This window comes from Stappia stellulata DSM 5886 (assembly GCF_000423705.1).
GTDB lineage: Bacteria > Pseudomonadota > Alphaproteobacteria > Rhizobiales > Stappiaceae > Stappia > Stappia stellulata.
In genome coordinates, this window is record NZ_KE384083.1 from 445,354 (window position 1) to 471,216 (window position 25,863).

Sequence of the window (25,863 nt, forward strand, 5' to 3'; positions counted from 1 at the left end):
CGGCACCACCGGCCACACCGCCACCGTGGAGGCGCTGTCGGCACTGATCGAAAGCGGCAACCCGCTGCACAAGAACGGCGAGGCCTGGGCGCCGCACCGTCCCACCCGGCCGGAGAAATCCGAAGGCGGCGTGCCTATCAAGCTCGTGTCCGAATACGAGCCGAAGGGCGACCAGCCGACCGCCATCGCCGATCTGGTGGAGGGGCTGGAAAACAACGATGACACGCAGGTGCTGCTCGGCGTCACCGGCTCGGGCAAGACCTACACGATGGCGCAGGTGATCTCGCGCACCCAGCGCCCGGCGCTGATCCTGGCGCCGAACAAGACGCTGGCGGCGCAGCTCTACGGCGAGTTCAAGTCGTTCTTCCCCGACAACGCGGTGGAGTATTTCGTCTCCTATTACGACTACTACCAGCCGGAAGCCTACGTCCCGCGCACCGACACCTACATCGAGAAGGAAAGCTCGGTGAACGAGCAGATCGACCGGATGCGCCACTCGGCCACCCGCGCGCTGCTGGAGCGTGACGACGTGATCATCGTCGCGTCGGTGTCCTGCATCTACGGTATCGGCTCGGTGGAAACCTATACGGCGATGACCTTCGCCATCGAGGTGGGCGAGCGCATCGACCAGCGCCAGCTGCTCGCCGATCTCGTGGCGCTGCAATACAAGCGCAACGACGCCGCCTTCCAGCGCGGCACGTTTCGCGTTCGCGGCGATACCGTCGAAATCTTCCCGGCCCACTATGAGGACCGCGCCTGGCGGATCTCACTGTTCGGCGACGAGATCGAGCAGATCACCGAGTTCGACCCTCTGACGGGCCAGAAGTCCGCCGACATGAAGTCGGTCAAGATCTACGCCAACTCGCACTATGTGACGCCGAAGCCGACGCTGAACCAGGCGACGAAATCCATCAAGGCGGAGTTGAAGCAGCGGCTGGAGGAGCTCAACGCCCACGGCCGGCTGCTGGAGGCGCAGCGACTGGAGCAGCGCACGCTGTTCGACCTGGAAATGATGGAGGCGACCGGCTCCTGCGCCGGCATCGAGAACTATTCGCGCTATCTCACGGGGCGCGCGCCGGGCGAGCCGCCACCGACGCTGTTCGAGTATCTGCCCGACAACGCCCTCGTCTTCGCCGACGAAAGCCATGTCACCGTGCCGCAGATCGGCGGCATGTACCGGGGCGACTTCCGCCGCAAGGCGACGCTGGCGGAATACGGCTTCCGCCTGCCGTCCTGCATGGACAACCGCCCGCTGCGCTTCGAGGAGTGGAACGCGATGCGGCCGCAGACGGTCTGCGTCTCGGCCACGCCCGGCTCCTGGGAGATGGAGCAGTCCGGCGGCGTCTTCGCCGAACAGGTCATTCGTCCGACCGGCCTCGTCGACCCGCAGATCGACATCCGCCCCGCCTCGTCCCAGGTCGACGACCTGCTCGGCGAGGTGCGCGAGATCGCGGCGAAGGGCATGCGCACACTGGTCACCGTGCTGACCAAGCGCATGGCCGAGGATCTCACGGAATATCTGCACGAGAACGGCGTACGCGTGCGCTACATGCACTCCGACATCGACACGCTGGAGCGGATCGAGATCATCCGCGACCTCAGGCTGGGCGCCTTCGACGTGCTCGTCGGCATCAACCTCTTGCGCGAGGGGCTGGACATTCCCGAGTGCTCGCTGGTGGCGATCCTCGACGCCGACAAGGAGGGGTTCTTGCGCTCCGAAACCTCGCTGGTGCAGACCATCGGCCGCGCGGCGCGTAACGTCGACGGCCGCGTCATTCTCTATGCCGACCGCAAGACCGGCTCGATGGAACGCGCCATCGCGGAGACCGACCGCCGGCGCGAGAAGCAGGAAGCCTACAACGCGGAACACGGCATCACGCCGGAAAGCGTGCGCCGCAACATCGGCGACATCCTGCAGTCGGTCTACGAGCAGGACCATGTCACCGTCGAGGCGGGCTTCGCCGAGGACGGCAATCTCGTCGGCCACAATCTGAAGGCGCATATCGACGATCTGGAACGGAAGATGCGCGAGGCCGCCGCCGATCTCGACTTCGAGACCGCCGCCCGGCTGCGCGACGAGGTCAAGCGGCTGCAGCAGACGGAACTGGCGCTCTCCGACGATCCGCTGTCGCGCCAGTCCGACGTCGACGACAAGACCGGCGGCTACCGGGGCGACAAGAAATTCGGCAAGGGCGGCACCAAGGCCGGCGCCAGCGGTGCCAAGCGCGAAACAGCGAAGGACCGGGCGGCAAAGGCGCGAGCGGCCAGGCCGTCTACAGAAGAAGTGGCTCCGGGCGAAGCCCGCAAGGCCGACCGGCCGTCGCCCGGTCAGGGCGCCCCCGTGGAGGGCAGCGCGTCAGCGCGACCGCCCGCGAGCGCAAGCAAGGTGCGCAAGAATACGCTTGACGAAATGACCGTGGGCCGCACGGAAGTGCCGTTGTCGAACCGTCCGCTGCCGAAAAAGCCGGTCAATCCGGCACAACAGGCCGAGGAAGACGCCCGCCCGGTTGTGCGCGGCAAGATCGGCTCCGGGTCCTACGAGGACCCGGCAGAGGAAAAACGCCGAAGGGGCCGGCCGAAGAAAAGCGGGCGACCGGGGATGTAGATTAGTCTAGATGTCATACTCTACCTGAAATAGCGCATGAGTCCGCTTGTCATTTATAATATCAGATAGACCTTCATGAGCAAAACCCTAAAGATGAATTGGAAAATGAAAAAATTTTTTCTTTTATTTATTGTACTGGCTTTCGCAGCCTTTCAGGTCAACGCATGGCGAAACAAGGTTGAAGGTACAAAGAGGTTTATCACGGGGCTGCCACTCTCCATTGAGGTGGAAGGCTACGTCATGCGGAATGCCCGGGTAGGGCTGCTGAACTCTCTCATATCTGACGCTTGCGGCATAACGGCTATACGGATCACTGACGCGACCGCCCAAAAAATCAAGGAACAAGGCCTGCCGTTTTTTGAAAACGCCAAAATAAGCAGGTCGGACAAGGCCAGGCATCGTAGCCCCGTCTTTTATGAGGACTGGCAAAAAATGCCCCCGCGATCGCGGTTGTCGATAGGTGAATCCATGATCATGTGGGCCTCTTCCTGCGCCGGCCGCTCCGGTATTCCCTTTGAGCAGATAGTCGATGGATTGACAGGCGGGAGCGGATACGTTTCGGGAGGAAGAGGATATAGCGAAATGTATGTTTTTCCGGATCAAAAACTCTTTGTGCATGCATTCGTCGATTAGGCGTTTGATCCCGGGCCTTGATGGCACGACGTGCGAAGCAGGCATGCCAACGTATACCCACCCCTCAGATGTCATCCCGGTTTCGACACCGTCGAAGACCGGGACCCAGTATCCTCCGGACGGTGAGATCATGCTGCAGGTGTCGGGACCGACCGGCATGAACGGCAAGACGCGGTGCGTGCCGTCAAGCGCCTGCAGATACTGGATTCCTGCCTTCGCAGGCATGACAGTTGGGGCGACACGACCGCTCTGTCCCCGCCCCACACGAACCATGCCCCTCACCCCGGCACCGCCGGCAGGACGAAGAACAGCACCACCGCGATCACGAAGGCGGCAAGGGCGAGCCGGTAAAGCCGCGCCACGCCGCGGCGGGAGGTTTCGGCGGCCTCGCCATAGCCGTTGGGCGTGAAAATGCGCCTCCACAGGCGCACGCCCTCAAGCGGGTTGAGGCTTGCCTCGGCCAGCAGTTCCTGGCGGCGGATGAAGACAAGCGTGCGGATCCAGGCGGCGACCATCAGCAGCAGGGCCAGCGTCATGACCGTCGTGAAGATCAGATAGGGTCCGCTCATCGTGCCCTCCCGCGTTGCCTCGGGCGTTCGACCTTGCCAGCCAACGCACAGCCCCTAGAGTAGCGCGATGATCACCCACCGCCAAACCGCGTTCCCCGGCGCCCGGACTGTCGTTTCCGCGCTCCCGCGCTCGTCTCATGCCCGGCGTCTTCTGATCGGCGGCGCGATGGCCTGTGCGCTCGCCGGCCTGCCGGACGGTCCCGCAATCGCCCAAGCGCTTCCCGGTTGCGCGCAAACGGGCGCGGCGTCCGTTTTCATCAATGGCCGGCCGATGCTGCGCCTGTCCGACGTTGCGGGATGTCCGGCGGGGATGTTCGAGCCGGTGCCGGGGATCTTCGTGGAAGGCCAACCGGCAGTGCGGCTCGCCACGCCCGCGCCCAACTGCAGCGGTGGCGGTTCAGCGGACGTGTTGCTCGGCGGAGTTCCGGCAGGACGCGCCGGCGACGCGGCCTGTCCGCCGCGCTGAGACGATTTCGCAAGCGTCCAAGAGCGCCGGCGCGCGGGCAGCCCCGGGCGCGCCCCGCTCAGGCTGAGTGAACCAATGGACCCCGGCTCGGGGGGCGGGGTGACGGCGGAGGGTTGGGCAGATGTCGCTGGATCCCACTGACTGACCTGACCGGACCCGCAACGGGAAAACAGTGCCAACCGGCTGCCACTGGCCTCAGCTGTCACCCCGGACGGCGCGCAAGCGGCGATCCGGGGACCATTGGCAACCTCGGCCGAGATGGAGCGCGATACAGTGAGACCGATGCGCCGATACGGCGGCGGCCTTCAGCCCCGTTCCTGCAATGCATTACCACACGGGCAGCCGCTGCGGAGCCCCACTCTCAGGCTGAGGGAACCAATGGACCCCGGCTCGGAGGCCGGGGTGACGGCGGTGGGTGGAGCAGAGGTCGCGGGACATCCTCAATCAGCAACGGGGAGCGCAGCCGCAGGACGGCTGCTCTCTATCTCAGCCGCCGCCCCTCACACTTCCGGTTCGGTGGCGAACATCAGGGGGAAGCCGTTGGCCTTGGCGGCGTCGGTGGCGCGGGTGGCCTTGGTCTCGGCGACATCGCGCGGGAAGACGGCGACGACGCAAACGCCCTGCTGATGGGCCGCCATCATCACCTTGACGGCCTCGTCCTCGGTCATGCGGAATTCGGCGCACAGCACCGCGACGACGAACTCGCGCGGCGTGAAATCGTCGTTGACCAGCAGCACCTTGTAGAGGCGCGGGCGCTCGACCTTCGTCGTCGTGGCCTGTTTCAGATTGGTGTCATTGTCACTCATGCCGAGCATTTTAGCACAATCGACGCACGCCCGCATCCCGGCCACGACAGGCCGCCCCGGCCGGATTGCCGCACCTGTCCCGCGCCGTGCGCTCCGTCTGACCTCTTGCCATCGCGGAGCAAACCCCCTACCTCCCGCGTCATGTTGAAGACACACCCCTCCCCCGCTCCGCGCGCTGAAAAGCGTCCCGTCACCGCCACCGTCCACGGGATTGCCCGCACCGACCCCTATGCCTGGCTTCGCGCCGACAACTGGCAGGAAGTGATGCGCGCGCCCGACACGCTGGATCCCGCGATCCGCGCCTATCTGGAGGCGGAAAACGCCTATCTGGAAGAGGGGATCGCCGACACCGCCGCGCTGCAGGACACGCTGTTCGGCGAAATGAAGGGGCGGATCAAGGAAGACGACAGCTCGGTGCCGACCGCAGACGGGCCTTTCGCCTATGGCGTGCGCTATGTCACCGGCGGCCAGCATCCGAAGCTGGTGCGCATCGCCCGCGACGACATCGATGCCAAGAGCCCGGCGGAAGAGGTGCTGATCGACGGCGACAAGGAGGCCGAGGGCAAGGCCTATTTCCAGCTTGCCGGCGCGATGCATTCGCCCGACCACGGCAAGCTCGCCTGGGCGTTCGACGACACCGGCTCGGAGTTCTACACGCTGCTCATTCGCGATCTCGCCAGCGGCGAGGATCTGGCGGACCGCATTCCCGACACCGGCGGCGGCGGCGTCTGGTCGGCCTGCGGGCGCCATGTCTTCTATGTGCGGCTCGACGAGAACCACCGCCCGTCGAAACTGTTCCGCCACGAGATCGGCACCGATCCGGCGAGCGATGCGCTGGTCTATGAGGAAGCGGACGCAGGCTTCTTCATGGGCGTGGGCAAGACCCAGTCGGGCCGCTTCATCACCATCGACATCCACGATCACGAAACCTCGGAAGTCCATCTCATCCCCGCCGACGATCCGACGGCCGCGCCCGTGTGCGTCGCGCCGCGCGAGACGGCGACGGAATACTCGGTCGAGGACGACGGCGGCGCGCAGCTGGCGATCCTGACCAACGCCAATCGCTCGGAAGACTTCCGCGTCGTCACCGCGCCGGTGGCCGACACGCTCGCCGGCAAGGGCCGGGCCGTGTGGACCGACCTGGTGCCGCACAAGCCCGGCCGGCTGATCCTGTCGCACACGCTCTACGCCAAGCACATGGTGCGGCTGGAGCGCGAGGACGGCCTGCCGCGCATCGTCGTGCGCCGTCTGGCCGACGGGCTGGAACACGCCATCGCCTTCGACGAGGAAGCCTATGCCCTCGGCATGTCGGACGGCTACGAGTTCAACACCAACCGCATCCGCTTCACCTATTCCTCGATGACGACGCCGAGCCAGGTGTATGACTACGACATGGAGACGCGGGCGCGTACCCTGCGCAAGACGCAGGAGGTGCCCTCCGGTCACGATCCGAAGGACTATGTGACGCGGCGCATCCACGCCCCCGCCGCCGATGGCGAGACCGTGCCGGTTACCCTGCTCTACCGCGCCGACACCCCGCTCGACGGCAGCGCGCCCTGCCTGCTCTACGGCTACGGCTCCTACGGGATCTCGATGCCGGCGGGCTTCAACACCAACTGCCTGTCGCTGGCGGATCGCGGCTTCGTCTATGCCATCGCCCATGTGCGCGGCGGCAAGGAAAAGGGCTTCCGCTGGTATGCCGACGGCCGGCGCGAGAACAAGACCAACACCTTCACGGACTTCATCACCGCCGCGCGCCATCTGGCGAGCGAGCGCTTCACCTCGGCCGAGCGGATCGTCGCCCAGGGCGGTTCGGCCGGCGGCATGCTGATGGGCGCTGTCGCCAACATGGCGCCGGACGCCTTCGGCGGCCTGATCGCCGAGGTGCCCTTTGTCGACGTGCTCAACACCATGCTCGACGACACGCTCCCGCTGACCCCGCCGGAATGGCCGGAGTGGGGCAACCCGGTCGCATCGGAAGCCGACTACCGCCACATCGCCTCCTATTCTCCCTATGACAATGTGACGGCGCAGGCCTATCCGCCGATCCTCGCCGTCGGCGGGCTGACGGACCCGCGCGTGACCTATTGGGAGCCGGCGAAATGGGTGGCGCGGCTGAGGGAGCTGCGCACCAACGACGCGCCGCTTTATCTCAAGACCAACATGGACGCCGGCCACGGCGGCGCCTCGGGCCGCTTCGACCGGCTGAAGGAGGTTGCGCTCGTCTATGCCTTCGCCTTGAAGGTGGCGGGCAAGGCCTGATCTGGCGTATCGTGACATGGCGGGCGCGGGAGCAAGGCACGATCCGGATGTGCCGTCGTCCCGGCCGCCGGAGGTCTCATGCGCAAACTCGTCAGTTCATTCCTGATCCTCATCCTGCTGGCGACGCCGGGGTTCGGCGCGCCGGCTCTCACCACGGCGAACGTGAATTTTCGCGAGGGCCCGGGCACAAGCTTCGGGTCGCTGGGCACGCTGCCCTCCGGAACGCAGGTCGAGCTGCTGGACTGCAACGAATCCGGCACCTGGTGCGGCATAGCCCATGACGGGCGCGAGGGCTTCGTCAGCGGAAAATACCTGACAGAGGCCGAGCCGAAAGACGTGCCGGGCTGGCCCCGCGCCTTCAAGCTCGGCAGCGACGAGGCGTTCGTCGTGCTCTATGAACCGCAATTCAGCAGCTGGACGGAGTTTGCCCGGATCGAGGCGGTGATTGCGGCGGAGTATCGCAAGACAGAGGTCGCGCCGCCGATTTTCGGCGTTCTGGGCGTGGCCGCGCAGACGACAAGCGACAAGGCGGCCGGAACCGTCACGCTCAGCAATATCGAGGTCACCTCGCTCGATTTCGCTGCGTTGGGGCGCCAAGACCTGACCAGGCTCGCCGTCGAGATCGGCGGCTTGTTGCCGAGCGACCCCATCGTCCTGCGCGAGGAGCGCGTCACCGCCAGCCTCGCCGCCTATCAGCAACTCGCGGATGTCGAGGGCCTGAAGGCGGATCCGCCAAAAGTCTTCGTCTCCGAAACACCGGCTCGGCTGCTGCAAACGGACGGAGAGGCCGTGTTTGCCCCGGTCAAGGGCGCCGCCGGCGTGGAGTTCGTGATCAACACGAATTGGGATCTGTTTCGCACCGACGACACGCTTTATCTGCGCAGCGAGGACGCCTGGCTGACGGCCGCCGCCCTCGATGGCGACTGGAGCGCTGTCGACACCTTGCCCGATGCGCTTGCCGCCCTCCCCGACGACGGCAACTGGGAGAACGCCCGAAAGGCGATCCCGGCCAAGCCGTTCAAGGGCGCCGTGCCGCGGATCCTCACAAGCGACGTGCCTGCCGAACTGATCCTGTTCAATGGCCCGGCAAAGCTGCAGACCGTGCCCGGAACGGGACTGGAGTGGGTGGAAAACACAGAAGCCGACCTCTTCAAGCTGACATCGACCGGCAGCTGGTACTATCTGGTTTCGGGGCGCTGGTTCAGCGCTCCGACCCTGGACGGGCCGTGGGTCTTCGCGACGCCGGACCTGCCGGACGATTTCCGCAACATCCCGGACGACAAGCCCTATTACACGGTCCGCGCATCCGTGCCGGGAACCTCGGAAGCCAATGAAGCGCGGCTGCGGGCCTCGATCCCCGAGACCGCCCGCGTCGAGGCGGGCAAGATCAAGCCGGAGATCGCCTACGACGGCGCGCCCGACTTCCAGGCGATCGAGGGCACGACACTCAGCTACGCGGCGAACACCGACGCGCAGGTGATCCGGGTCGGCGACACCTACTACGCCGTGCAGGACGGCGTCTGGTTCATGAGCCCGTCGCCGGACGGCCCCTGGGAGCTGGCGCGCGCAGTGCCGGACGAAATCTACACGATCCCGGCCTCCTCGCCGGTGCATAATGTCACCTATGTCCGCGTCTACGAGAGCGAACCGGACGCGGTCTGGTATGGCTACACTTCCGGCTATCTGTGGGGCTATCTGGCCTGGGGCGCCATCGTCTACGGAACGGGCTGGTCCTATCGGCCTTACTGGCGCTATGGCGCGTTGCCGATCTACTACCCGCGCCCGGTCACATTCGGCATCGGCGCCTACTACAATCCCGCCTATGGCACCTATGGCCGCTACGGATACGCCTATGGTCCCTATCGCGGCATTTCGGCACGCACCGTCTGGAACCCGGCGACCGGCGCCTACGTCCGTGGCGCCCGCGCCTACGGACCGGCCGGAACGAGAGGCTTCGTCACGGCCTATAATCCGGTGACCGGCACCCGCGCCGCGGCGCGCGGGGGAACCGGCGTCTACGGATCCTGGGGCTCGGCCTCCGTCGCGCGCGGCTCCGACTATCTCCGGGTCAAGGGCGCGGCAGGTGCGGCAGGCGGCAAGGGCGTGCGCTGGAACAGCTCCAACGGACAAGGGTTCGCGGCAAGCCGGCGCGGCAACGTCTATGCCGGGCGGGACGGCAACGTCTATCGCAACACCGGTGGCGGCTGGCAGAAATGGGATGGCGGCTGGTCGCCGGTGTCCGCGCCCGCGCGCGACACCCTGGGAAACAGTCTCAAGGGACGCACCCCCGCGACGCGCCCCGCCGCCGGCACCAACCGCCCCATTGGCGACCGGGCAAACCGCCCGGCCACGCGCGACCGGAAGGTCAACCGGCCCGCAGGCACACAGCGCCCCGCCGTCACGCAGAGACCCGCCGGAACGCAAAGACCGGGCGCAGCGCAAAGGCCCGCGACGCGGCCGAACACGCGACCGACGACCCGGCCGACGACCCGACAAGTCCCGGCGCAGGTCCGGCGCGATCATGGCAACCGGCAGACAGGCAATCAGCGGACCATGCAGCGTCGCGCCTACAGCCAGCCCAACCGGGGCGCCGGGCGTCCCGCCGGCAACCGTCAGGTCCAGCGTGGCGGTGGCGGGCGCCCCGGCGGCGGTGGCGGGCGCCGACGCAGATAAAACACGCCCGGTTCGACCAACGAGACACATCCGACCTCTCCCGTCGAACTCGCGCGAAAAGCACCCCGGGCGCTGGGGTTTCGGCGGCTATTCAAGCGTTCGTGTCGACACGCCGCTGCGGCAGGTGCCACGCGAAATCGACCCGGCCGCGCGCGTCAGGCGATGCCGGAGGATTTCGCCCTGACCGTTCAGGGCGAAACAGCCCATGTTCCGCGCCATGTCCCGCCGCTGCTGTGGGGATCGAACAGCAAGGTTTCGCAGGTGCAGAGGCCGGACACTTTCTTCCGGTTGCGCCGGGTGAGCGTCGCCGAGTGACGCGCGGCCCCGATCCGGGCCGCCCGCAAACGCGTAAGGCATGGCAGACCCTGAACAACAATCAGAGGATTGCCATGCTTTCCATTCCCCGCGTTTTCGCCGCCATCGTGCTCAGCATCGCGACGCTTGCAGCACCGACAGCGCTCGCCGCCTCCAAGCCGCTGGTGCTTGAGGATTATTTTCGCGGCCGTGCCGTCGGCACCGGCGTGTTCGAAAGCGGTATCGCCGGGGTGCGGCGCGAGTTCCGGGTCGTGACACATGGCACCTGGAACCCCAGGACCTTCACGCTGCGCCTGCGCGAGGACTTCCAGTATGACGACGGTGAGCGCGACACAAAGGTCTGGTTCTTCCAGAAGGTGGCGGAAAACCGCTACATCGGCACGCGCTCCGACGTGCTCAACCCGGTGACGATCACCACCGGCGGTCCGCAGATCAAGTTCAACTATGCCGCCAATGTGGAGACGGAGGACGGGCCTGTCGCCGTGCGCTTCTTCGACACGCTAACGCTGGTCGACCGTCGCACGCTGCGCAACACCGCCGACGTGATGAAATACGGGCTGGTGATCGGCACCGTCGACCTGACGTTCAAGAAGTAGTCGAACCGGCGATCGCGTCAGCGCGTGAAGCGGGCCGCCGCCTCGCGCGTCGCCAGGCCGCAGACGAGTTCCGGCGCGTGGCGCAGGCCGCAGGCCTCGACCATGCGTCGCGACACCTCGTTGGACGCGGAGACCAGCTCGTAGATGTGGCTCGCACCGAGTTCGCGAAACGCCCTGACCGCCATCAACGCATTGACGAGACGTCCCAGACCCTTGCCGCGATGGGCCGGATCCACCGCGACAAGACCGCCCCAGGCATGGCTCCGGTGCCGGCTCGCGGCATTGTGGGGGAGATAGGCGTGGGCGCTTGCGGCGATGGTGCCTGCCCCGTCCGCAAGCGCAACGGTGATCGCCGGACCGACATCGCCGCTCAGCATGGAGCCGGAAAACGGCACCACGCCGGCCGCCGACATCATGGCCTGAATGCGCCGCGTCGCATCGCCCTCCGGCGACAGGGGGGCGTCGAGTTCGCAAAGCCCGTCCGGCAGGCCGCCGTCGAGGATCGGAAGACAGGCGGCAAGCGTCGTCTCACGGTCCGCCAGATAGACGTTCCAGGTGTCGAGACGAAAGCCGCGCGTTTCCAGCCACGCGCGCAGGCGCGCGGCCTGGTCGGGCGTAATCAGGCGAAAACCGCAAATTCCGTCGCGCTCGAGACAGGCCCCGATCCGCTCTGGCCCGAGCGCATCGGGATCGTCGCAGCCCATGGTGCGGCCGGCCTGACACAGGCCCGCAGTGGCCGCGATCTCGTCGGCGCCGGCCTCGGCAAGGGCCTGCAGGCGCTTCTGACTGTCCGATCCGAAATATCCGGCCAATGCCGCCCCCACCTGCCGTTGCGATCCCAACAGCCTAGATGAAACCGGACCGCGTGGCGATCATGGCGCCGGTCGCAGGCCAAAGCGCAAACGCAAACAGGCCGGAGATCCCGTCCACCCCCGGCCTTCGCGAAAGTCGGCATTGCTTCGACCGTGGCTCTGTCCGACCGTACAGGCCCGCCTCATGCCCGCCGCGCGCAAGACCCCGTCTCAGTCGGCCTTGCAGGTGCGAATTCCGAAAAGCGTATAGGCCGGACACCATTTCAAGAACGCCGTCACGAGCGGCATGACGCCGATCCAGCCGACCCATTTCCAGGAGATGTCGGCGGGCCCAAAGAGGGCAAAGGCAAGCAGCGCAAGGCCGATGACGATGCGCGCAATGCGGTCGGCGCTGCCGACGTTGGTGGTGACAATGGCCATGATGCAGTCTCCACGTTGCCCGCCATGCGCGGGAGAGGGCCGCAGGTCGCGGGTCCTCTTGTTTCAATAATATGAACATAATAACAACAGACGTCCCCGGCAACCGCGTTGCTTTACGTAGGCCGGCGACAGGACGCCGCAGCAGCAGGGCCTCCACCGGGAGACCGGCAAAGGCGGAGATCGAGACCGGCACCGCCGAAAACGGAAGCAAACCGGAAACCAACCACCGAAAAACCCTGTTGCAGCGCTGCATTTTTCCGCGACAGGACGCGACCGGTCGGGATATGGTCGCCCCGTTGACCAAAGAGGCCACGATGACCATTTGCATTTCCAAAAGCGCGACCGCTGCCGTGCTCGCCGCAAGCCTCGCGCTCGCCGCCTGCAGCCCATCGGGCAATGTCGCCGGCGGCGGCGGCATTATCGAGACCGCGCTTTTCACCCCGACCTACAACGACGACTATGTGCCCCAGACCTACGGCAGCCGCTATGACTGCCGCACGATGACGGCGCAATACGGTGCCGCCAACGTCTGGCGCGGCCTTGTCGGCGGGCGCAAGCAGGTCGACTTCAAGACCCGTCCGTATTCGCGCGAGGGCTGCTTCCAGACCCAGGCGGAATGCCAGGCGTTCCTGAACTATATCTCCGGCTTCCTGCTGCAGACCTTCACCCGCGAGTGCCGTCTCGGCGCGTAAGGCGGCACGGGAGCCCGGCGAGACCGGGCGTCCCCGACGGGGCGGCGTGTCTAATTCGTCTCCCCGACCTCTCCGGCAAGCATTTCCTCCAGGGTGAAGACCCGCTCGATTTCCAGAAAGTCGGCCTGACGGTGCGTCGGATTGACGAGGTAGTTAAACCCGTCGGCCCGGGCGGAGGGAACCCGCAGAAGGGCTGCCCGGTTTAACCGCAGCCAGGCATCGCCGATCCGGCGCGTGGCGAGGATGTCGTCACGCCAGTCTCCCGGCAGATCCTCCGGCTCCAGTTGCTCGACCTTGGTCGGCCCGGGAACGGAGACGCGGAGCAGGCGGTAGCTGTCGGGCCACAGGAACGCGGGCAGTCCGAGCCCCTGCTCCACCTCGATGCGGGCAAGATCCAGACTTTCGGCGCAGTAGACGACGGCACGCCCGCGGTTGTGCCAGCGCCCGGATGCGATCAGACCGCCACGGCCGCTCAGATCCTCGTAATTGGAAAGCCGCCACAGCAGCATGTCCGATCACCCCCACGCGAACGCGACACGCATGCCACGGACCTGCGAGAATCATACACGCCCGGGTGTCGATGGCCAGATGATTTGACGTCAGGGGCGCCAGACCGCGGCGCCGGCCGAACAGCCCGGAATGCGAGCGTTCAGGGATGCAGCGTCAGGCCGCCATGCCGAAATCGATGCGCGACAGCAGTTCTTCCACCGCCTTTGCGCCGGTTTCCGTGCCGATACAGGCAATCGGGGCCTGCCCCATCAGGGCCTGGCTCGGAGTCCGCAGCCAGAGAAACGCCTTGCGGTGATTGTCGAAAACCTGCTCGGCGAATTTCACGATCCGCGCGAACCGGACGGCTCGGTCGGAGTGCTCGGCCGACAGTTGCGCCGCCGTGCGAACTTCGGCGGGGCGTCCGCTCGGAAACACCACGCGGTCGATTTCCGCGTCCTCGACCCCCATCTCCGCCAGAACGTCCAGCAGACGCCGCTCGACGTGGAAGTCCACCGGCGAGGAAATCGCGAGGGTCTCGGCCTTGCGATGAAGCTGCTCGAGTTCGGCGATCAGCTTATCGGGTTGCGCGTTGAGCTGGGCAGACGTCATGATGTTGCTGTCCATCGTCCTTCATGACCGCCAAGCCTTGGCTCGGACGGCGATCGCCCCTCAAAGTCCCACCAAATCAGACTCAGCGCCCAAAAAGTTAACAAAAGGTTAACGACGACAGCAAGGCAAACCGCGCAGCCTCCACCCTCGCCTCTCATCGCAATCCGGGGCAAAACAAGAGCTCAACAAAAAAGGCGGGCGATGAAATCGCCCGCCCTTCTCCTGTCCGGCCGGAGCCGGATGGGGTCGAACCGGTATCAGGACGCGGCCTGGAACAGCTCGTCGACGTAGTCCCAGTTGACCAGGTTGTCGACGAAGGCTTCCAGATACTTCGGACGCGCGTTGCGGTAGTCGATGTAATAGGAGTGCTCCCACACGTCGACGCCGAGCAGCGGCGTGGCGCCATGAACGAGCGGGTTCTCGCCGTTCGGGGTCTTCATGATGACGAGCTTGCCGTCCTTCATCGCAAGCCACGCCCAGCCGGAGCCGAACTGCGTCGTGCCGGCGGCGATGAAATCGGAGCGGAACTTGTCGTAGCCGCCGAGATCGGCATCGATCTTGGCCGCCAGACCGCCGGGAAGCGACGTGCCGCCGCCGTTCGGCTTCATCCAGTTCCAGAAATGCAAGTGGTTGAAATGCTGGCCGGCATTGTTGAACAGGCCGGCGTTCTTGCCGAAGCTTTCCTTGACGACCTCTTCCAGCGATTTGCCCTCGAGACCGGAATCCTTCAGCAGATTGTTGCCGTTGGTGACATAGGCCTGGTGGTGCTTGTCGTGGTGATACTCAAGCGTTTCCGCAGACATGTAGGGCCCGAGCGCGTCATAAGCGTAGGGAAGATCGGGAAGTTCGAAAGCCATGAATTCATCCTCCAAATGGGGGCGCCAAACGGCGTTTGGCCAAACCGCGGCGACCGCGAGAGCGGTCCGCCCGAAACGGTCCGGCCGGATGTTCTAAGAAAGAAGCTGCGCCAACATGCGCCGCTCCGTGACACAGCGCGGCCCCGCCGCCCCGTGCCATCCGGCGCAGGACGCGGTTAGCGCTTGTCACACAAGGCAAAATAGGGACGCGACCGGCAATCGGCAACGTCTCATCGGTAAAAACCCGTGGAGCCATACCGACAACCGGCCGCAATCCGCAGATCACGCTCCGTCAATCGTCCCGGCACGAAAGCCGTGGATCAATAGGTCATCATCGGCGCCAGCGCCTTCGCCTGCTCGACCCATTTTTCGACCGAGGCCTCGCCTGGCACCTGGCGCACGAGCTTCTTGTCCTCGTTCACCTCTTTCATCTTGGCGGCGAGGTTGGCGGCGTTTCGGTGCTTCAGCTCCTTGACGGTGTCGACACCGGCGGCTTCGAGAAGCTCCGAGTATTCCTCGCCGACACCGCTGATGCGCATCAGGTCGGCCATGTTGGCCCACTTCAGGATACGCGCAGCCTCGATGCCCGTCTCGTCGGCAAGGGCCTTGCGACCCTTGGGGTCCTTGGCGCGGTCCAGATAGGCCTCGGTCGTGCGGATGCCGGCCGCCTGCAGCTTTTCGGCATAGACCGGACCGATCCCTTCAATCTCGTCAATGGAATACGACATCTGCATCTCCCCCTTTGGGCGGCCCTCATCGGCCGAACTGCATGACACCCGCGCTACAGAACCTGATTGAGCCCGGGAATGGAATTGACCACTTCGTCGACGGTCTCGGCGCCGACATGCTCGCGCGCAGTCGCCATCAGCTCCCGCGTGACGCTCTGCACCTGGCTCATGTCGAGCCCAGCGCTTGTAAGTTCGTTGAGCGCCGCCATCGCGCCCATGCCGCCGCCGAGCATGCCGCCAAGGCCGCCGAGAAAGCCGCTGCCGCCGCCCTCGGTCTCGATGACGTCCTGCGCGCCCGGCAAGGCGCCGAGAATTTTCTGGACCTGATCGGACGGCCCTTCGCGATTGAGAAAATTGAGGATGATCTTGACCGCCTGGCGGGCAACGTCCTCGCCAATGCCGGCAGCCTGAGCGATCCGGCCAACAAGCTCTTCCATGTACCCCTCCAGAATCAAAAATCGAACCTGTTCGTATCTGACACCACTGTTCCCCCGACGACAACCGCTATACAGCGCGCATCGTGCAGGTTACATGACGCCGGAGAGCAACAGGATGCCGTCGGGTGCGGGACAGGCAAAGCGGGAGACGGGCGGGTGCTTGCAGACGACAGGATCTTCATCGGCGGTTCCACGAAGGCGGAATATCTTCACCTCAAGCTTGCCAACCGGCATGGGCTGATCACGGGCGCGACCGGGACCGGCAAGACGGTCTCGCTTCAGATCCTCGCCGAAGGCTTTTCCAATGCCGGGGTCCCGGTCTTTTGCGCCGACGTGAAAGGCGACCTGTCCGGCATCGCCGCCGCAGGCGTCGAGAAGGACTTTCTGGAAAGGCGCGCCGACCAGATCGGCTTCGCGCAAGACTACATCTACGAAGCCTTCCCCACCCTCTTCTGGGATCTCTTTGGAAAGAAGGGCCATCCGATCCGCACCACCGTGTCGGAGATGGGGCCGCTGCTCTTGGCGCGCCTGCTCGATCTCAACGCCACGCAGGAGGGCGTCCTCAACGTCGCCTTCGAACTGGCCGACGACGAGGGCCTGCTGCTGCTCGACCTGAAGGACCTGCAGTCGCTGCTCGCCCATGTGGCGGAGCGCTCCTCCGAACTGTCGCGGGTCTACGGCAATGTCTCCAAGGCCTCCGTCGGTGCGATCCAGCGCCAGCTCCTCGTGCTCGACCGCCAGGGCGGCGAGGCCTTCTTCGGCGAACCGGCGCTCGACATCCGCGACATGATGCGCACCACCCGCGACGGGCGCGGCATCGTTTCCGTGCTCGCCGCCGACAAGCTGATGAGCTCGCCCCGTCTCTATGCCACCTTCCTGCTCTGGCTCTTGTCGGAGCTCTTCGAGGAACTGCCGGAGGTGGGCGATCCGGACAGGCCGAAGCTCGTGTTCTTCTTCGACGAGGCACACCTCCTGTTCGACGAGGCGCCCAAGGCGCTGATCGAGAAGGTGGAACAGGTGGTGCGGCTGATCCGCTCCAAGGGGGTCGGCGTCTATTTCGTCACCCAGAACCCGCTCGACGTGCCGGATGAGGTGCTCGCCCAGCTCGGCAACCGGGTGCAGCACGCGCTCAGGGCCTTCACCCCGCGCGAGCAAAAGGCCGTGCGCGCGGCGGCCGAGACCTTCCGCCCGAACCCCGATCTCGACACCGAACAGGTGATCATGGAGCTCGGCGTCGGCGAGGCGCTGGTCTCCACGCTGGAGAAGAAGGGCGTGCCGTCGGTCGTCCAGCGCACGCTGGTCCGCCCGCCCTCCTCGCGCCTCGGACCGCTCGACGACGACGAGCGCCGCGAGATCGTCGCGGCAAGCCCGCTTGCCGGGATCTACGAGCGCATCGAGGACCGCGATTCCGCCTTCGAGGTGCTGAAGCGCCGGGCCGAAGAGGCCGCCCGGATGGAGGCGCGCCAGCTGGAACGCGAAGCCGACGAGGAGCGCCGGCGCGGCGAACCGCGCCGCTCGCGCTCGGGCTTCGAGCTTCCCGATTTCGGTCGCGACGACCGGCCGAAGACGCGGCGCAAGACACGCACGCGCCGCTCGCGCAGCGACAGCGTCGTGGAAACGGCGGCGAAATCCGTCGCCCGCTCGCTCGGCTCCGCGCTTGGCCGCGCGCTGGTGCGCGGCATCATGGGGTCGCTGAAACGGGGATTTTGAAGCCGCGATTCCCCTGTGAGCGCCTGACCGAGTTCACCGGATCGTCGGAACGAAGACGCCTGCTTCGAAAGCTGCCGTAGCGGCGACGCAGCGGCGCCTTCGCCCGCGCCGGGAAAATCTGCGCATCTAATCTTGAGTATTTGACTCCGGTTTAATTGCTCCTTATGCCAAGGCCATCGTCCCCGGCCCGACGGCCGGCGGCAAACCATCCGCGGCACCCGACCCAGCTCTCCCGCAAGGCCCGGTCCGCTTCCTCGACATCAAGGAGAGACCGCGCGCGGGCACCGCGCCACGGCGGAGCTGTGCCCGCTGCGGCACGCGCATGTCCGGCGCCGACCGGCACGCCATGACCCACAATCGCACCCTATTGCTCTGCGCCACCGCACTCTGCGCCACGCTTGCCCCCTCGCTCCCCGCGCTCGCCGGGGACGCGCCCCTTTGGGGGCCGCATCTGGAGATTGGCGGCAAGGTCGGCACGAAGACGGATGTCGGCGAGACGACGCTCTTCGTGCCCCTGTTCCAGACCTTCGACCGGCTGATCTACACCGACATTCGCGGCAGTTTCGGCTCGCCCGGATCGCAGGAGGTCAACGCCGGTCTCGGCATCCGCCAGATCATCGACAACCGCTGGATCGTCGGCGCCTACGGGTTCCTCGACTACCGCCGCTCGCGGCTCAACAACCATTTCACGCAAGTGACCCTCGGCGCGGAAGCCATGACCGAACGCCTCGGCCTGCGCGCGAATGTCTATCTGCCGTTCGGCAAGACCGTGCATCAGGCCGCCTCCCATGACAGTGCGAGCGTCGGCGACGCCTCGATCACCGTGCGCGGCGGCGAGGAACGCGCGATGCACGGCGTCGACGCGGAAGCCAGCGTCCTGACCGGCCTCAGCCTCTTGGGCGACGGCAGCGACGCGCTCTGGCTCCATGGCGGCGGCTACGCTTTCTGGGAGGACAAGGCCGACACGGTCTGGGGCCCGCGCATGCGCGCAGAATACCGGGTCGACGATGTCCTGTTCGCGGGAAGCCGGGTCAGCCTGATCGCCGAATACCAGTATGACGAGCCGCGCGGGTCGCAAGGGTTCCTCGGCGCGCGGCTGCGGCTGCCGCTGCAGCGCGTCGACGACACCGACGGCCGTTCCCGCCTCACCCCGCTGCAGAAACGCATGACCGAAACCGTCACCCGCGATGTCGACATCGTCGCCCAGGCCGGCGCCTTCGGCCAGGCCGTGACCGGCATCGACGCGGCGACCGGCACCGCGCTCGACAACCTGGAGATCATCGATCCGGCCGACGGCGACCTCGCGCGGCAGATCGACGCGGCCGGCAGCAGCCGGCAGGTGTTCATCAACGGATCGGGCAGCGAAATCGCCATCGACGACACCATCCGCCTCACCGCCAACCAGCGCGTCGCCGGTGCGTTCAATGTCCGCAATCCGCTCACCGGCCGGGTGATGCGCGTCGGCGACACAAGGCTGCGCGGAACCGATGCGTCGCGCGACCTTTTCGCGATGGCCGACGACACAAGGCTCACCGGCCTGAGCCTCACCGGCGGACGGCACGCGGTCACCTCCGACGGCGCCGACCGGGTGGCGCTGGCGGATCTTTCGATTTCCGGCGTCGCCGGCGCGGGCATCAACTTCGAGAACGGCACCGGGCTTTCGATTGCGCGCGTCGCGCTTTCCGACATCAATTTCGACGGGGCCGACGGCTTCAGCAACTTCGATCCGACGGCGACCCTGCGCGGCGTCGGCGTGCGCCTCAACCGGGCAAGCGACGTGACGATGAAGGCGGTCTCCGCCGACCGGGTGGGCATGGGCCTCTTCGCCAATGTCTCGCAGGACCTGACGCTGAGCGATATCGACATCTCCAACACCGCCAAGGAAGGCTTCGTCTTCCATTATGTGCATGGCGCGACGCTCGACCGGGTGAACGTTGCGCAGACGACGGCCGACGGCGCCGCCTTCGTCGCGTCGGGCGACATCGCCTACCGCAACTCGACGCTCTCCGGCCTGGGCGCGCTGCCCAACATCGGCAAGCGCAGCGGCATCAACATCTCCGCCTACAGCGGCGACGGCTCGATCATCGTCGGGGCGGACTCGAACACCGGCTACGACTTCGACAAGCTGACGATTTCCGGCGCCAGCAACAGCGGCATGATGATCATGGGCGTGCGCGATTCCAGTTTCCGCGACATCACAATTTCCGATGTGGACATCATCGGCATCCAGCTCATGCAGACGCTCAACCCGTCGGACAACATCGCCTTCGACACCGTTTCAATCGACGGCGCGGGGCGTGCCGGCTTCTGGGTGATGGGCGATTTTGCAAACCTCACGGGCACCATCGCCGTCACGGGAACGCCTGCGCCCTGCGGCCGCTCGCCCTACATGCCGACAACGCTGACGCAACCGGGCGGCGGCACGTTCGCCATCAACGGCGCAACCCTCGCCCCCGCAGACGTCGCAACCACCTGCGCCCCCGTCGCGAACTTCTAGACGAGAACGCACATCCCGAAAACGGCCGGCGGAGCAAACCCTCCCGCCGGCTGTCGGTGCTTTTAAAAGGTGGATTAGATCCAAACCGGCAATGCAGCAGTCCGCAGTCTACTTACTCGGCTCGGCAATGGTGCGCGGCATTGTGAAATCGCTGAAACGAAGGGCTTGAGGAGAAGGCGTAGGAACAATACGCTCGATGGAATAGCAAACGCGGTTCATCTAAGGATTTATATTCACTCTTTGAAGGCGCAGGACAATGCCATCACCACGAACGGTGCGCTGGGATAACAACGAGCTCAAACTGAATGGAGCCCTAACATCGATTGACATTTTCGAGTTTTCAAAGGGACTGGATGTAATCGTTGAAAAACGAGGCTACCGCGATGTGATCTTGGATTTCTCGCGGTCTTATCCTGTTCGCGAATCATTTATGGTTCCGGCTATCTCTCTAGTGCGGGATTACCGGCGAAAAGGTGTGACTTTTGAGCTTTTGTTGCCCAATGCAGCATCAGGTAAGAACATCTTCCACAATGCAAATTGGGCTCATCTCATTGACGACCTCGAACATGCTTCCTCGACTTTCGAGGGAGAAAGTCATCTCCCAGCATCGGCTTATACTACACCTGAAGAGCAGACGTCAGCAGTTGATCGAGTGATGTCGATGATACTCAAGGCTGTGCCGCTGAATAGGAAACAGCTACTAGCTCTCGAATGGTCCGTCAGCGAAATTTCAGACAACGTGCTCAATCACTCTCAGTCACCGATGGGCGGTGTAATTCAAGCAAGTACCATCACCGTCGATGATCGACAGATGGTGGAGTTTGTTGTCGCAGATACCGGAATCGGCATTCAGCAGTCTCTGGGTGAGTCCAAAGACATCCGCGCCTTGGAAAGGGCAATCCAAGAGGGTGTAACCCGTGACCCAACGACGAACCAGGGAAACGGTCTATATGGAACATTTCGTGTTGCAACGCTGTCAAATGGCCTATTCGAGTTACACTCCGGACATGCCAGCTTAATCGCTAGAGGGGCGCACGACGTTCGCCCCAGTCGTCGGCCTTGGGCGCTTTTTCCCGGGACCGTCATCGTATGTCGTATAGCTTGCGATGACGAAAAGCTGATCGAGAATGCATTGATGTTCAAAGGGAAAGTGCATCAGCCGGGGTTTGATTACATTGAAAAACGCTATGAGGCTGAGAAGGCCGATGAATTTGTCTTTCGCATGGTTCAGGAATGCCAGTCGTTCAGTTCCCGCGAAGCCGGCATAGGCGCTAGGATACTCATTGAGAATTTGCTTAGGGCGGAGCCGCTTTATCCGTTGGTAGTGGACTTCGAAGATATCGGGATTGTTTCCAGTAGCTTTGCTGACGAAGTTTTCGGACGGTTATTTGTCGCGCTCGGGCCAATGGCTTTCATGTCACGAATTAATTTTCGGCACGTTGATAGCTCGGTACGCGCGGTGCTGGATCGAGCCATCTCCCAGCGTATGTCGCATGCAATATCTGAGCGTTCCTAATTGAGAATACAACGGTGGGAGGAGGAGTATCCGTTGGGCGCCGCTGATACGTCAGACTGGTGTTCCCGCGAGAGTCGTTTCAACACCACCTCCCCGCCCCCTCCCCTTGCCAGGTCCGGCGTTCTGGCGCAGTGTTGCGGTCCCCGATTTGGCGTCTCGCACCGGTTTCCCGGCGCGGCGCAATCCTTTCATACCGGAGCAGTTTCATGTCCCATCTCGACCGGGTCCTGTCGCGTATCGACGCCGATTTCGACGCCTCGCTGTCCCGCCTGTTCGACCTGTTGAAGATCAAGAGCATTTCCACCGACCCGGCGTTCAAGGGCGACTGCCGCGCCGCCGCCGACTGGCTGGCGCGCGAACTGACCGGGATCGGCATTGCCGCGACCGTGCGCGACACCGACGGCCATCCGATGGTCGTCGGCCACAAGACCGACACGGACAAGCCCGGCCCGCATGTGCTCTTCTACGGCCATTACGACGTGCAGCCGGTCGATCCGCTCGACCTTTGGGAATGCGATCCGTTCGAGCCGCGCGTCGTCACCCGCGAGGACGGCACGAAGATGATCGTCGCGCGGGGTGCTGCCGACGACAAGGGCCAGCTCATGACCTTCGTCGAGGCGGCGCGCGCCTGGATCGCGGAGACCGGCGGCCTGCCGCTCAGCGTCTCGGTGCTTCTGGAGGGCGAGGAAGAGAGCGGCTCGCCGTCGCTGCACCCCTTCCTGGTGGCCAACCAGGATGAATTGTCCTGCGATCTGGCGCTCGTCTGCGACACCGGCATGTGGGACCGCGAGACCCCCGCGATCAGCACCATGCTGCGCGGGCTCGTTGGCGAACAGATCACCATCACCGCCGCCGACCGCGACCTGCATTCGGGCATGTACGGCGGCGCTGCCCGCAATCCGATCCATGTGCTCAGCGACATCATCGCGGGGCTCCACGATGAAAACGGCAAGGTGACGCTGCCGCATTTCTACGACGGCGTGATCGACATGCCGGAAGACGTCACCGCGCTGTGGGACAAGCTCGGCTTCGATCACGAGGCGTTTCTGGGCGGCGTCGGGCTGAAGCATCCGGCCGGCGAGGCCGACCGCAACGCACTGGAACACATCTGGACGCGGCCGACCTGCGAGATCAACGGCATCTGGGGCGGCTACACCGGTGCCGGCTTCAAGACCGTGATCCCCTCGCAGGCGCATGCCAAACTGTCGTTCCGGCTTGTCGGCGACCAGGATCCGGACCAGATCCGCCTCGCCTTCCGCACCCATGTGCGCGAACATCTGCCCGAGGATTGCGAGGTCACCTTCTCAAAGCACGGCGGCAGCCCGGCGCTGCGGCTCGACTTCGACAGCCCGGCGCTTGCCAAGGGCCGCAAGGCGCTGACCGAGGAATGGGGCAAGGAAGCCGCGCTGATCGGCTGCGGCGGCTCGATCCCCATCGTCGGCGATTTCAAGTCGATGCTCGGCATGGATTCGCTGCTGATCGGCTTCGGTCTCGACGACGACAAGGTGCACTCGCCCAACGAGAAATACGAGATGTCGAGCTACCACAAGGGCATCCGCTCCTGGGCCCGCGTGCTCGACGCGCTTTCGCAGGACTGAGGCAATGCGCGCCGCAGCTCTACCGGGCTGCGGCGCCATCGCATCGCACGACACAACGGGACACCAGATGAATTCGATTTGCGTCTTTTGCGGCTCCAGCATGGGCCGGCGGCCGGACTACGAAGAGGCCGCAGCGGCGACCGGACGCGCCATCGCATCAAGCGGCCGACGGCTTGTCTATGGCGGCGCCAAGGTCGGGCTGATGGGTGTCGTCGCCGATGCCGCCCTTGCCGCCGGCGGCGAGGTGATCGGCGTGCTTCCGATCGCGCTGGAAAAGAAGGAACTCGCGCATGAGGGGCTGACGGCGCTGCATGTCGTTTCCTCCATGCATGAGCGCAAGGCGATGATGGCGGACCTCTCCGACGGCTTCATCGCGCTTCCCGGCGGTGCCGGAACCCTGGAGGAATTGTTCGAGATCTGGACCTGGGGCCAGCTCGGCTACCACCGCAAACCCTGCGGCCTGCTCAATGTCTCGGGCTTCTACGACGGGCTGCTGTCGTTTCTCGACCTGCAGCGCGACGAGGAGTTCGTTCGCCCGGAAATGCGGGCAATGGTCGCGGTGGAAAACACGCCCGACGCATTGATCGCGGCCTTCGAACGCTACGAGGCGCCGAGGACGCCGAAGTGGATCAAGCGCAGCGAGACCTGACACGGCGCGCGGCGTTCACCGCCGCCGCCGTTGGGTCAGCTGAGCGCCAGCAGACCGTTGAGATCGCTGAGAACGGCCGCCGGCGGCAGGTCGGCGTATTCATCCGCCGTGCCGACCCGGTTCACCCACACGGTGCGGAAGCCGAAGGCGGTTGCGCCCGCGATGTCCCAGCGGTTCGACGACTGGAAGGAGACGGCCTCCGGATAGACGCGAAAATGGTTGGTGACGATCTCGTAGACGTCCTGCCGCGTCTTGTAGGTCTTCAGCAGGTCGGTGGAAAACACCTCGTCGAGAAGATCGTCGATGCCGGCGGCACGCGCCGCCGATTCCAGCATGGCCGGCGACCCGTTCGACAGGATTGCCAGGCGGTGGCCGTCGTCCTTCAGACGCTTCAGGACGGTGGGAACCTCCGGGTAGCAGTCAAGCTTCCAGTAGGCGTCGAGAAGGCGCTTGCGCAGGTCCGCATCGCTCTTTCCGACGATGGCCATGGCGGTGTCGAGTGCCTGTTCGGTCAGCGTCCAGAAATCGAGGTAGCGGTCCATGAGGGCGCGCGTCCAGGAGTATTCCAGCTGCTTGTCGCGCCATACCGACGACAGCCGCTGCGCGTCCGGCCCAAGGTCTCCTGCATAACGGCGCACCGCTGCATGCACGTCGAAAAGCGTGCCATAGGCATCGAAGACGAAAGCGGAAATGGGCTTGGACGACGGTTGCGACATTCGAGAGCCTCGGTTTGTTGCCGATTTTTTGTTCACCTGCCGAGCAAACAGCCATCGCAGCCTCAGGTCAATGATTTTGTGCGGCGCACAAAAACGAAGCGGGCCGGAAGGCCTCTTGCCTGGCGCACAGATCGCCAAGACAGCTGGAGACCCCGAGGGACCGCGCATTAATTCCGGAAATTGCCGACAAGCGGTCGATCCTTTTTCTGAAATGGGAGAATTCAGAACAATCCGTCTCTTTTTGACGATATGAGCGGCAGGGTCTTGACCTTGCAAAGGGATCGGCGTTCGATCCCGATCATTCACAATTTTGAATTCAACCGAGGAGAGCGGTATGGCCGAGTGGTCGCAGACCTGGAACTGGATCGACGGGCAGTGGCTGGACGGCAATCCGCCGATCATGGGGCCGCGCAGCCATGCATCCTGGCTCGGATCTAGCGTCTTCGACGGAGCGCGCGGGTTCGACGGGCTGACCCCGGACCTGGACCTGCATTGCCAGCGGCTGAACGATTCCTGTGTCGCGCTCGGCATGAAGCCGACGATGAAAGTCGGCGAGATGATCGAGCTCGCCAACGAGGGCATGGCGAAATTCGCACCGGGAACAGCGGTCTACATCAAGCCGATGTACTGGGCGGAAGGGGAAGGTCCCGGCGTTATCGCACCGAACCCGGACAGCACCCGCTTCTGCATGTGCCTGTTCGAAGCCGCCATGGCGCCCGTCGATACCGCCATCACGCTGACCCTGTCGCCGTTCCGCAGGCCGACGCTCGAGACCATGCCGGTCAACGCCAAGGCGGGATGCCTCTATCCCAACAACGCGCGCGCAATCGTCGAAGCCCGGTCGCGCGGCTTCGACAATGCCATCGTGCTCGACATGCTGGGCAATGTCGCGGAACTGACCACGGCGAATGTCTTCATGGTGAAGGACGGCGAAGTGCATACACCCGCCTGGAACGGCACCTTCCTGAACGGAATCACCCGGCAGCGCGTCATCCAGCTGTTGCGCGATGCGGGAACGGTGGTGCACGAGCGCACGCTCGGCTACGGCGACTTCCTCGATGCCGACGAGATCTTCTCAACCGGAAACTATTTCAAGGTCGTGCCGGTCAAGCGCATCGAGGATCGCGACATGGAGCCCGGCCCGATGGCCGCCCGCGCCCGCGAGCTTTACTGGGCCTTCGCCAAGGGCTGACACGCTCCGTCAAACG

At 64.8% G+C, this 25,863-nt stretch carries 22 protein-coding genes and 1 pseudogene; 13 read left to right on the forward strand and 10 right to left on the reverse strand.

What is annotated here, in order from left to right:
- Nucleotides 1–10: 10 nt before the first annotated feature.
- Both uvrB and G572_RS0119175 read left to right on the forward strand, forming a co-directional pair.
- Nucleotides 11–2,191: pseudogene (uvrB, locus tag G572_RS0119170) on the forward strand (excinuclease ABC subunit UvrB); the annotation flags it as partial.
- Between the two features lie 489 nt (nucleotides 2,192–2,680).
- Complete coding sequence (locus G572_RS0119175) at nucleotides 2,681–3,238, forward strand: hypothetical protein (protein ID WP_037547472.1); 558 nt, start codon at nucleotides 2,681–2,683, stop codon at nucleotides 3,236–3,238.
- Between the two features lie 278 nt (nucleotides 3,239–3,516).
- Here the strand turns inward: G572_RS0119175 and G572_RS0119180 are convergent, their stop codons facing one another.
- Nucleotides 3,517–3,807, reverse strand: a complete 291-nt coding sequence (locus G572_RS0119180) for a hypothetical protein (RefSeq protein ID WP_029059859.1) — start codon at nucleotides 3,805–3,807, stop codon at nucleotides 3,517–3,519.
- A gap of 67 nt (nucleotides 3,808–3,874) precedes the next feature.
- Here G572_RS0119180 and G572_RS0119185 point away from each other — a divergent pair, with 67 nt between their 5' ends.
- Nucleotides 3,875–4,273: a PAAR domain-containing protein gene (locus tag G572_RS0119185; protein ID WP_029059860.1), complete on the forward strand. Its 399-nt coding sequence runs from the start codon at nucleotides 3,875–3,877 to the stop codon at nucleotides 4,271–4,273.
- A 500-nt stretch (nucleotides 4,274–4,773) separates the two neighbouring features.
- On the opposite strand, the gene clpS is transcribed toward G572_RS0119185, so the two are convergent.
- Entirely contained in the window at nucleotides 4,774–5,079 is a 306-nt protein-coding gene (gene clpS / locus G572_RS0119190) for an ATP-dependent Clp protease adapter ClpS (RefSeq protein ID WP_029059861.1), read from the reverse strand.
- A 141-nt stretch (nucleotides 5,080–5,220) separates the two neighbouring features.
- Here clpS and G572_RS0119195 point away from each other — a divergent pair, with 141 nt between their 5' ends.
- The 3 genes from G572_RS0119195 (at nucleotide 5,221) to G572_RS0119210 (ending at nucleotide 10,925) form a co-directional block, all read left to right on the forward strand.
- The gene (locus tag G572_RS0119195; RefSeq protein ID WP_029059862.1) at nucleotides 5,221–7,341 is read left to right on the forward strand and encodes a S9 family peptidase; all 2,121 of its coding nucleotides are present in this window, start codon (nucleotides 5,221–5,223) and stop codon (nucleotides 7,339–7,341) included.
- 78 nt (nucleotides 7,342–7,419) lie between these two features.
- Entirely contained in the window at nucleotides 7,420–10,014 is a 2,595-nt protein-coding gene (locus tag G572_RS24750) for an SH3 domain-containing protein (protein WP_037547474.1), read from the forward strand.
- A 389-nt stretch (nucleotides 10,015–10,403) separates the two neighbouring features.
- Nucleotides 10,404–10,925 carry a DUF3833 family protein gene (locus G572_RS0119210; RefSeq protein WP_029059863.1) on the forward strand — a complete coding sequence of 174 codons (522 nt, stop codon included), beginning with the start codon at nucleotides 10,404–10,406 and terminating at the stop codon, nucleotides 10,923–10,925.
- Between the two features lie 17 nt (nucleotides 10,926–10,942).
- Here the strand turns inward: G572_RS0119210 and G572_RS0119215 are convergent, their stop codons facing one another.
- Nucleotides 10,943–11,737: a GNAT family N-acetyltransferase gene (locus G572_RS0119215; protein WP_037547683.1), complete on the reverse strand. Its 795-nt coding sequence runs from the start codon at nucleotides 11,735–11,737 to the stop codon at nucleotides 10,943–10,945.
- A gap of 210 nt (nucleotides 11,738–11,947) precedes the next feature.
- Nucleotides 11,948–12,157: a YgaP family membrane protein gene (locus G572_RS0119225; RefSeq protein ID WP_029059865.1), complete on the reverse strand. Its 210-nt coding sequence runs from the start codon at nucleotides 12,155–12,157 to the stop codon at nucleotides 11,948–11,950.
- A gap of 314 nt (nucleotides 12,158–12,471) precedes the next feature.
- On the opposite strand from G572_RS0119225, the gene G572_RS0119230 reads away from it, so the two are divergent.
- Nucleotides 12,472–12,849: a hypothetical protein gene (locus G572_RS0119230; protein ID WP_156884740.1), complete on the forward strand. Its 378-nt coding sequence runs from the start codon at nucleotides 12,472–12,474 to the stop codon at nucleotides 12,847–12,849.
- Nucleotides 12,850–12,899: 50 nt separating this feature from the next.
- On the opposite strand, the gene G572_RS24755 is transcribed toward G572_RS0119230, so the two are convergent.
- The 5 genes from G572_RS24755 to G572_RS0119255 form a co-directional block, all read right to left on the reverse strand.
- Nucleotides 12,900–13,358, reverse strand: coding sequence for an RES family NAD+ phosphorylase (locus G572_RS24755; protein WP_051242759.1), 459 nt, complete (start codon nucleotides 13,356–13,358; stop codon nucleotides 12,900–12,902).
- A gap of 154 nt (nucleotides 13,359–13,512) precedes the next feature.
- On the reverse strand, nucleotides 13,513–13,947 hold the full coding sequence (locus G572_RS0119240; protein ID WP_169391340.1) for an antitoxin Xre/MbcA/ParS toxin-binding domain-containing protein: 435 nt from the start codon (nucleotides 13,945–13,947) through the stop codon (nucleotides 13,513–13,515).
- A 257-nt stretch (nucleotides 13,948–14,204) separates the two neighbouring features.
- Nucleotides 14,205–14,804 (reverse strand): superoxide dismutase, encoded by a 600-nt coding sequence (locus tag G572_RS0119245; protein ID WP_029059868.1) that lies wholly within the window; start codon nucleotides 14,802–14,804, stop codon nucleotides 14,205–14,207.
- Between the two features lie 320 nt (nucleotides 14,805–15,124).
- On the reverse strand, nucleotides 15,125–15,532 hold the full coding sequence (locus G572_RS0119250) for a DUF4332 domain-containing protein (RefSeq protein WP_029059869.1): 408 nt from the start codon (nucleotides 15,530–15,532) through the stop codon (nucleotides 15,125–15,127).
- A gap of 53 nt (nucleotides 15,533–15,585) precedes the next feature.
- Nucleotides 15,586–15,969 (reverse strand): DUF2267 domain-containing protein, encoded by a 384-nt coding sequence (locus G572_RS0119255; protein WP_029059870.1) that lies wholly within the window; start codon nucleotides 15,967–15,969, stop codon nucleotides 15,586–15,588.
- A 156-nt stretch (nucleotides 15,970–16,125) separates the two neighbouring features.
- Between G572_RS0119255 and G572_RS0119260 the strand changes: the two genes are divergently transcribed.
- From G572_RS0119260 to G572_RS0119280, 5 genes are all read left to right on the forward strand, one after another.
- Nucleotides 16,126–17,679 (forward strand): helicase HerA-like domain-containing protein, encoded by a 1,554-nt coding sequence (locus tag G572_RS0119260; RefSeq protein ID WP_029059871.1) that lies wholly within the window; start codon nucleotides 16,126–16,128, stop codon nucleotides 17,677–17,679.
- Nucleotides 17,680–18,025: 346 nt separating this feature from the next.
- On the forward strand, nucleotides 18,026–20,176 hold the full coding sequence (locus G572_RS25645; protein WP_169391341.1) for an inverse autotransporter beta domain-containing protein: 2,151 nt from the start codon (nucleotides 18,026–18,028) through the stop codon (nucleotides 20,174–20,176).
- Nucleotides 20,177–20,432: 256 nt separating this feature from the next.
- Nucleotides 20,433–21,692: an STAS-like domain-containing protein gene (locus tag G572_RS0119270; RefSeq protein ID WP_084650370.1), complete on the forward strand. Its 1,260-nt coding sequence runs from the start codon at nucleotides 20,433–20,435 to the stop codon at nucleotides 21,690–21,692.
- Between the two features lie 206 nt (nucleotides 21,693–21,898).
- Nucleotides 21,899–23,290, forward strand: a complete 1,392-nt coding sequence (locus G572_RS0119275) for a dipeptidase (protein WP_029059873.1) — start codon at nucleotides 21,899–21,901, stop codon at nucleotides 23,288–23,290.
- Between the two features lie 67 nt (nucleotides 23,291–23,357).
- The gene (locus G572_RS0119280) at nucleotides 23,358–23,939 is read left to right on the forward strand and encodes an LOG family protein (protein WP_029059874.1); all 582 of its coding nucleotides are present in this window, start codon (nucleotides 23,358–23,360) and stop codon (nucleotides 23,937–23,939) included.
- Nucleotides 23,940–23,974: 35 nt separating this feature from the next.
- Here G572_RS0119280 and G572_RS0119285 read toward each other — a convergent pair whose 3' ends face one another.
- A complete protein-coding gene (locus G572_RS0119285; RefSeq protein WP_029059875.1) occupies nucleotides 23,975–24,655 on the reverse strand; it encodes a haloacid dehalogenase type II in 681 nt (226 codons plus the stop codon).
- A 334-nt stretch (nucleotides 24,656–24,989) separates the two neighbouring features.
- Here G572_RS0119285 and G572_RS0119290 point away from each other — a divergent pair, with 334 nt between their 5' ends.
- Nucleotides 24,990–25,847 carry a branched-chain amino acid aminotransferase gene (locus G572_RS0119290; protein ID WP_029059876.1) on the forward strand — a complete coding sequence of 286 codons (858 nt, stop codon included), beginning with the start codon at nucleotides 24,990–24,992 and terminating at the stop codon, nucleotides 25,845–25,847.
- The last annotated feature ends 16 nt before the right edge of the window (nucleotides 25,848–25,863 follow it).

Bases quoted from the DNA above. Each gene is read 5' to 3' on its own strand.
- G572_RS0119175 (WP_037547472.1), top strand. From the start codon at position 2,681: ATGAGCAAAACCCTAAAGATGAATTGGAAAATGAAAAAATTTTTTCTT.
- G572_RS0119180 (WP_029059859.1), bottom strand. From the start codon at position 3,807: ATGAGCGGACCCTATCTGATCTTCACGACGGTCATGACGCTGGCCCTG.
- G572_RS0119185 (WP_029059860.1), top strand. From the start codon at position 3,875: ATGATCACCCACCGCCAAACCGCGTTCCCCGGCGCCCGGACTGTCGTT.
- clpS (WP_029059861.1), bottom strand. From the start codon at position 5,079: ATGAGTGACAATGACACCAATCTGAAACAGGCCACGACGACGAAGGTC.
- G572_RS0119195 (WP_029059862.1), top strand. From the start codon at position 5,221: ATGTTGAAGACACACCCCTCCCCCGCTCCGCGCGCTGAAAAGCGTCCC.
- G572_RS24750 (WP_037547474.1), top strand. From the start codon at position 7,420: ATGCGCAAACTCGTCAGTTCATTCCTGATCCTCATCCTGCTGGCGACG.
- G572_RS0119210 (WP_029059863.1), top strand. From the start codon at position 10,404: ATGCTTTCCATTCCCCGCGTTTTCGCCGCCATCGTGCTCAGCATCGCG.
- G572_RS0119225 (WP_029059865.1), bottom strand. From the start codon at position 12,157: ATGGCCATTGTCACCACCAACGTCGGCAGCGCCGACCGCATTGCGCGC.
- G572_RS0119230 (WP_156884740.1), top strand. From the start codon at position 12,472: ATGACCATTTGCATTTCCAAAAGCGCGACCGCTGCCGTGCTCGCCGCA.
- G572_RS24755 (WP_051242759.1), bottom strand. From the start codon at position 13,358: ATGCTGCTGTGGCGGCTTTCCAATTACGAGGATCTGAGCGGCCGTGGC.
- G572_RS0119240 (WP_169391340.1), bottom strand. From the start codon at position 13,947: ATGACGTCTGCCCAGCTCAACGCGCAACCCGATAAGCTGATCGCCGAA.
- G572_RS0119245 (WP_029059868.1), bottom strand. From the start codon at position 14,804: ATGGCTTTCGAACTTCCCGATCTTCCCTACGCTTATGACGCGCTCGGG.
- G572_RS0119250 (WP_029059869.1), bottom strand. From the start codon at position 15,532: ATGTCGTATTCCATTGACGAGATTGAAGGGATCGGTCCGGTCTATGCC.
- G572_RS0119255 (WP_029059870.1), bottom strand. From the start codon at position 15,969: ATGGAAGAGCTTGTTGGCCGGATCGCTCAGGCTGCCGGCATTGGCGAG.
- G572_RS25645 (WP_169391341.1), top strand. From the start codon at position 18,026: ATGACCCACAATCGCACCCTATTGCTCTGCGCCACCGCACTCTGCGCC.
- G572_RS0119270 (WP_084650370.1), top strand. From the start codon at position 20,433: ATGCCATCACCACGAACGGTGCGCTGGGATAACAACGAGCTCAAACTG.
- G572_RS0119275 (WP_029059873.1), top strand. From the start codon at position 21,899: ATGTCCCATCTCGACCGGGTCCTGTCGCGTATCGACGCCGATTTCGAC.
- G572_RS0119280 (WP_029059874.1), top strand. From the start codon at position 23,358: ATGAATTCGATTTGCGTCTTTTGCGGCTCCAGCATGGGCCGGCGGCCG.
- G572_RS0119285 (WP_029059875.1), bottom strand. From the start codon at position 24,655: ATGTCGCAACCGTCGTCCAAGCCCATTTCCGCTTTCGTCTTCGATGCC.
- G572_RS0119290 (WP_029059876.1), top strand. From the start codon at position 24,990: ATGGCCGAGTGGTCGCAGACCTGGAACTGGATCGACGGGCAGTGGCTG.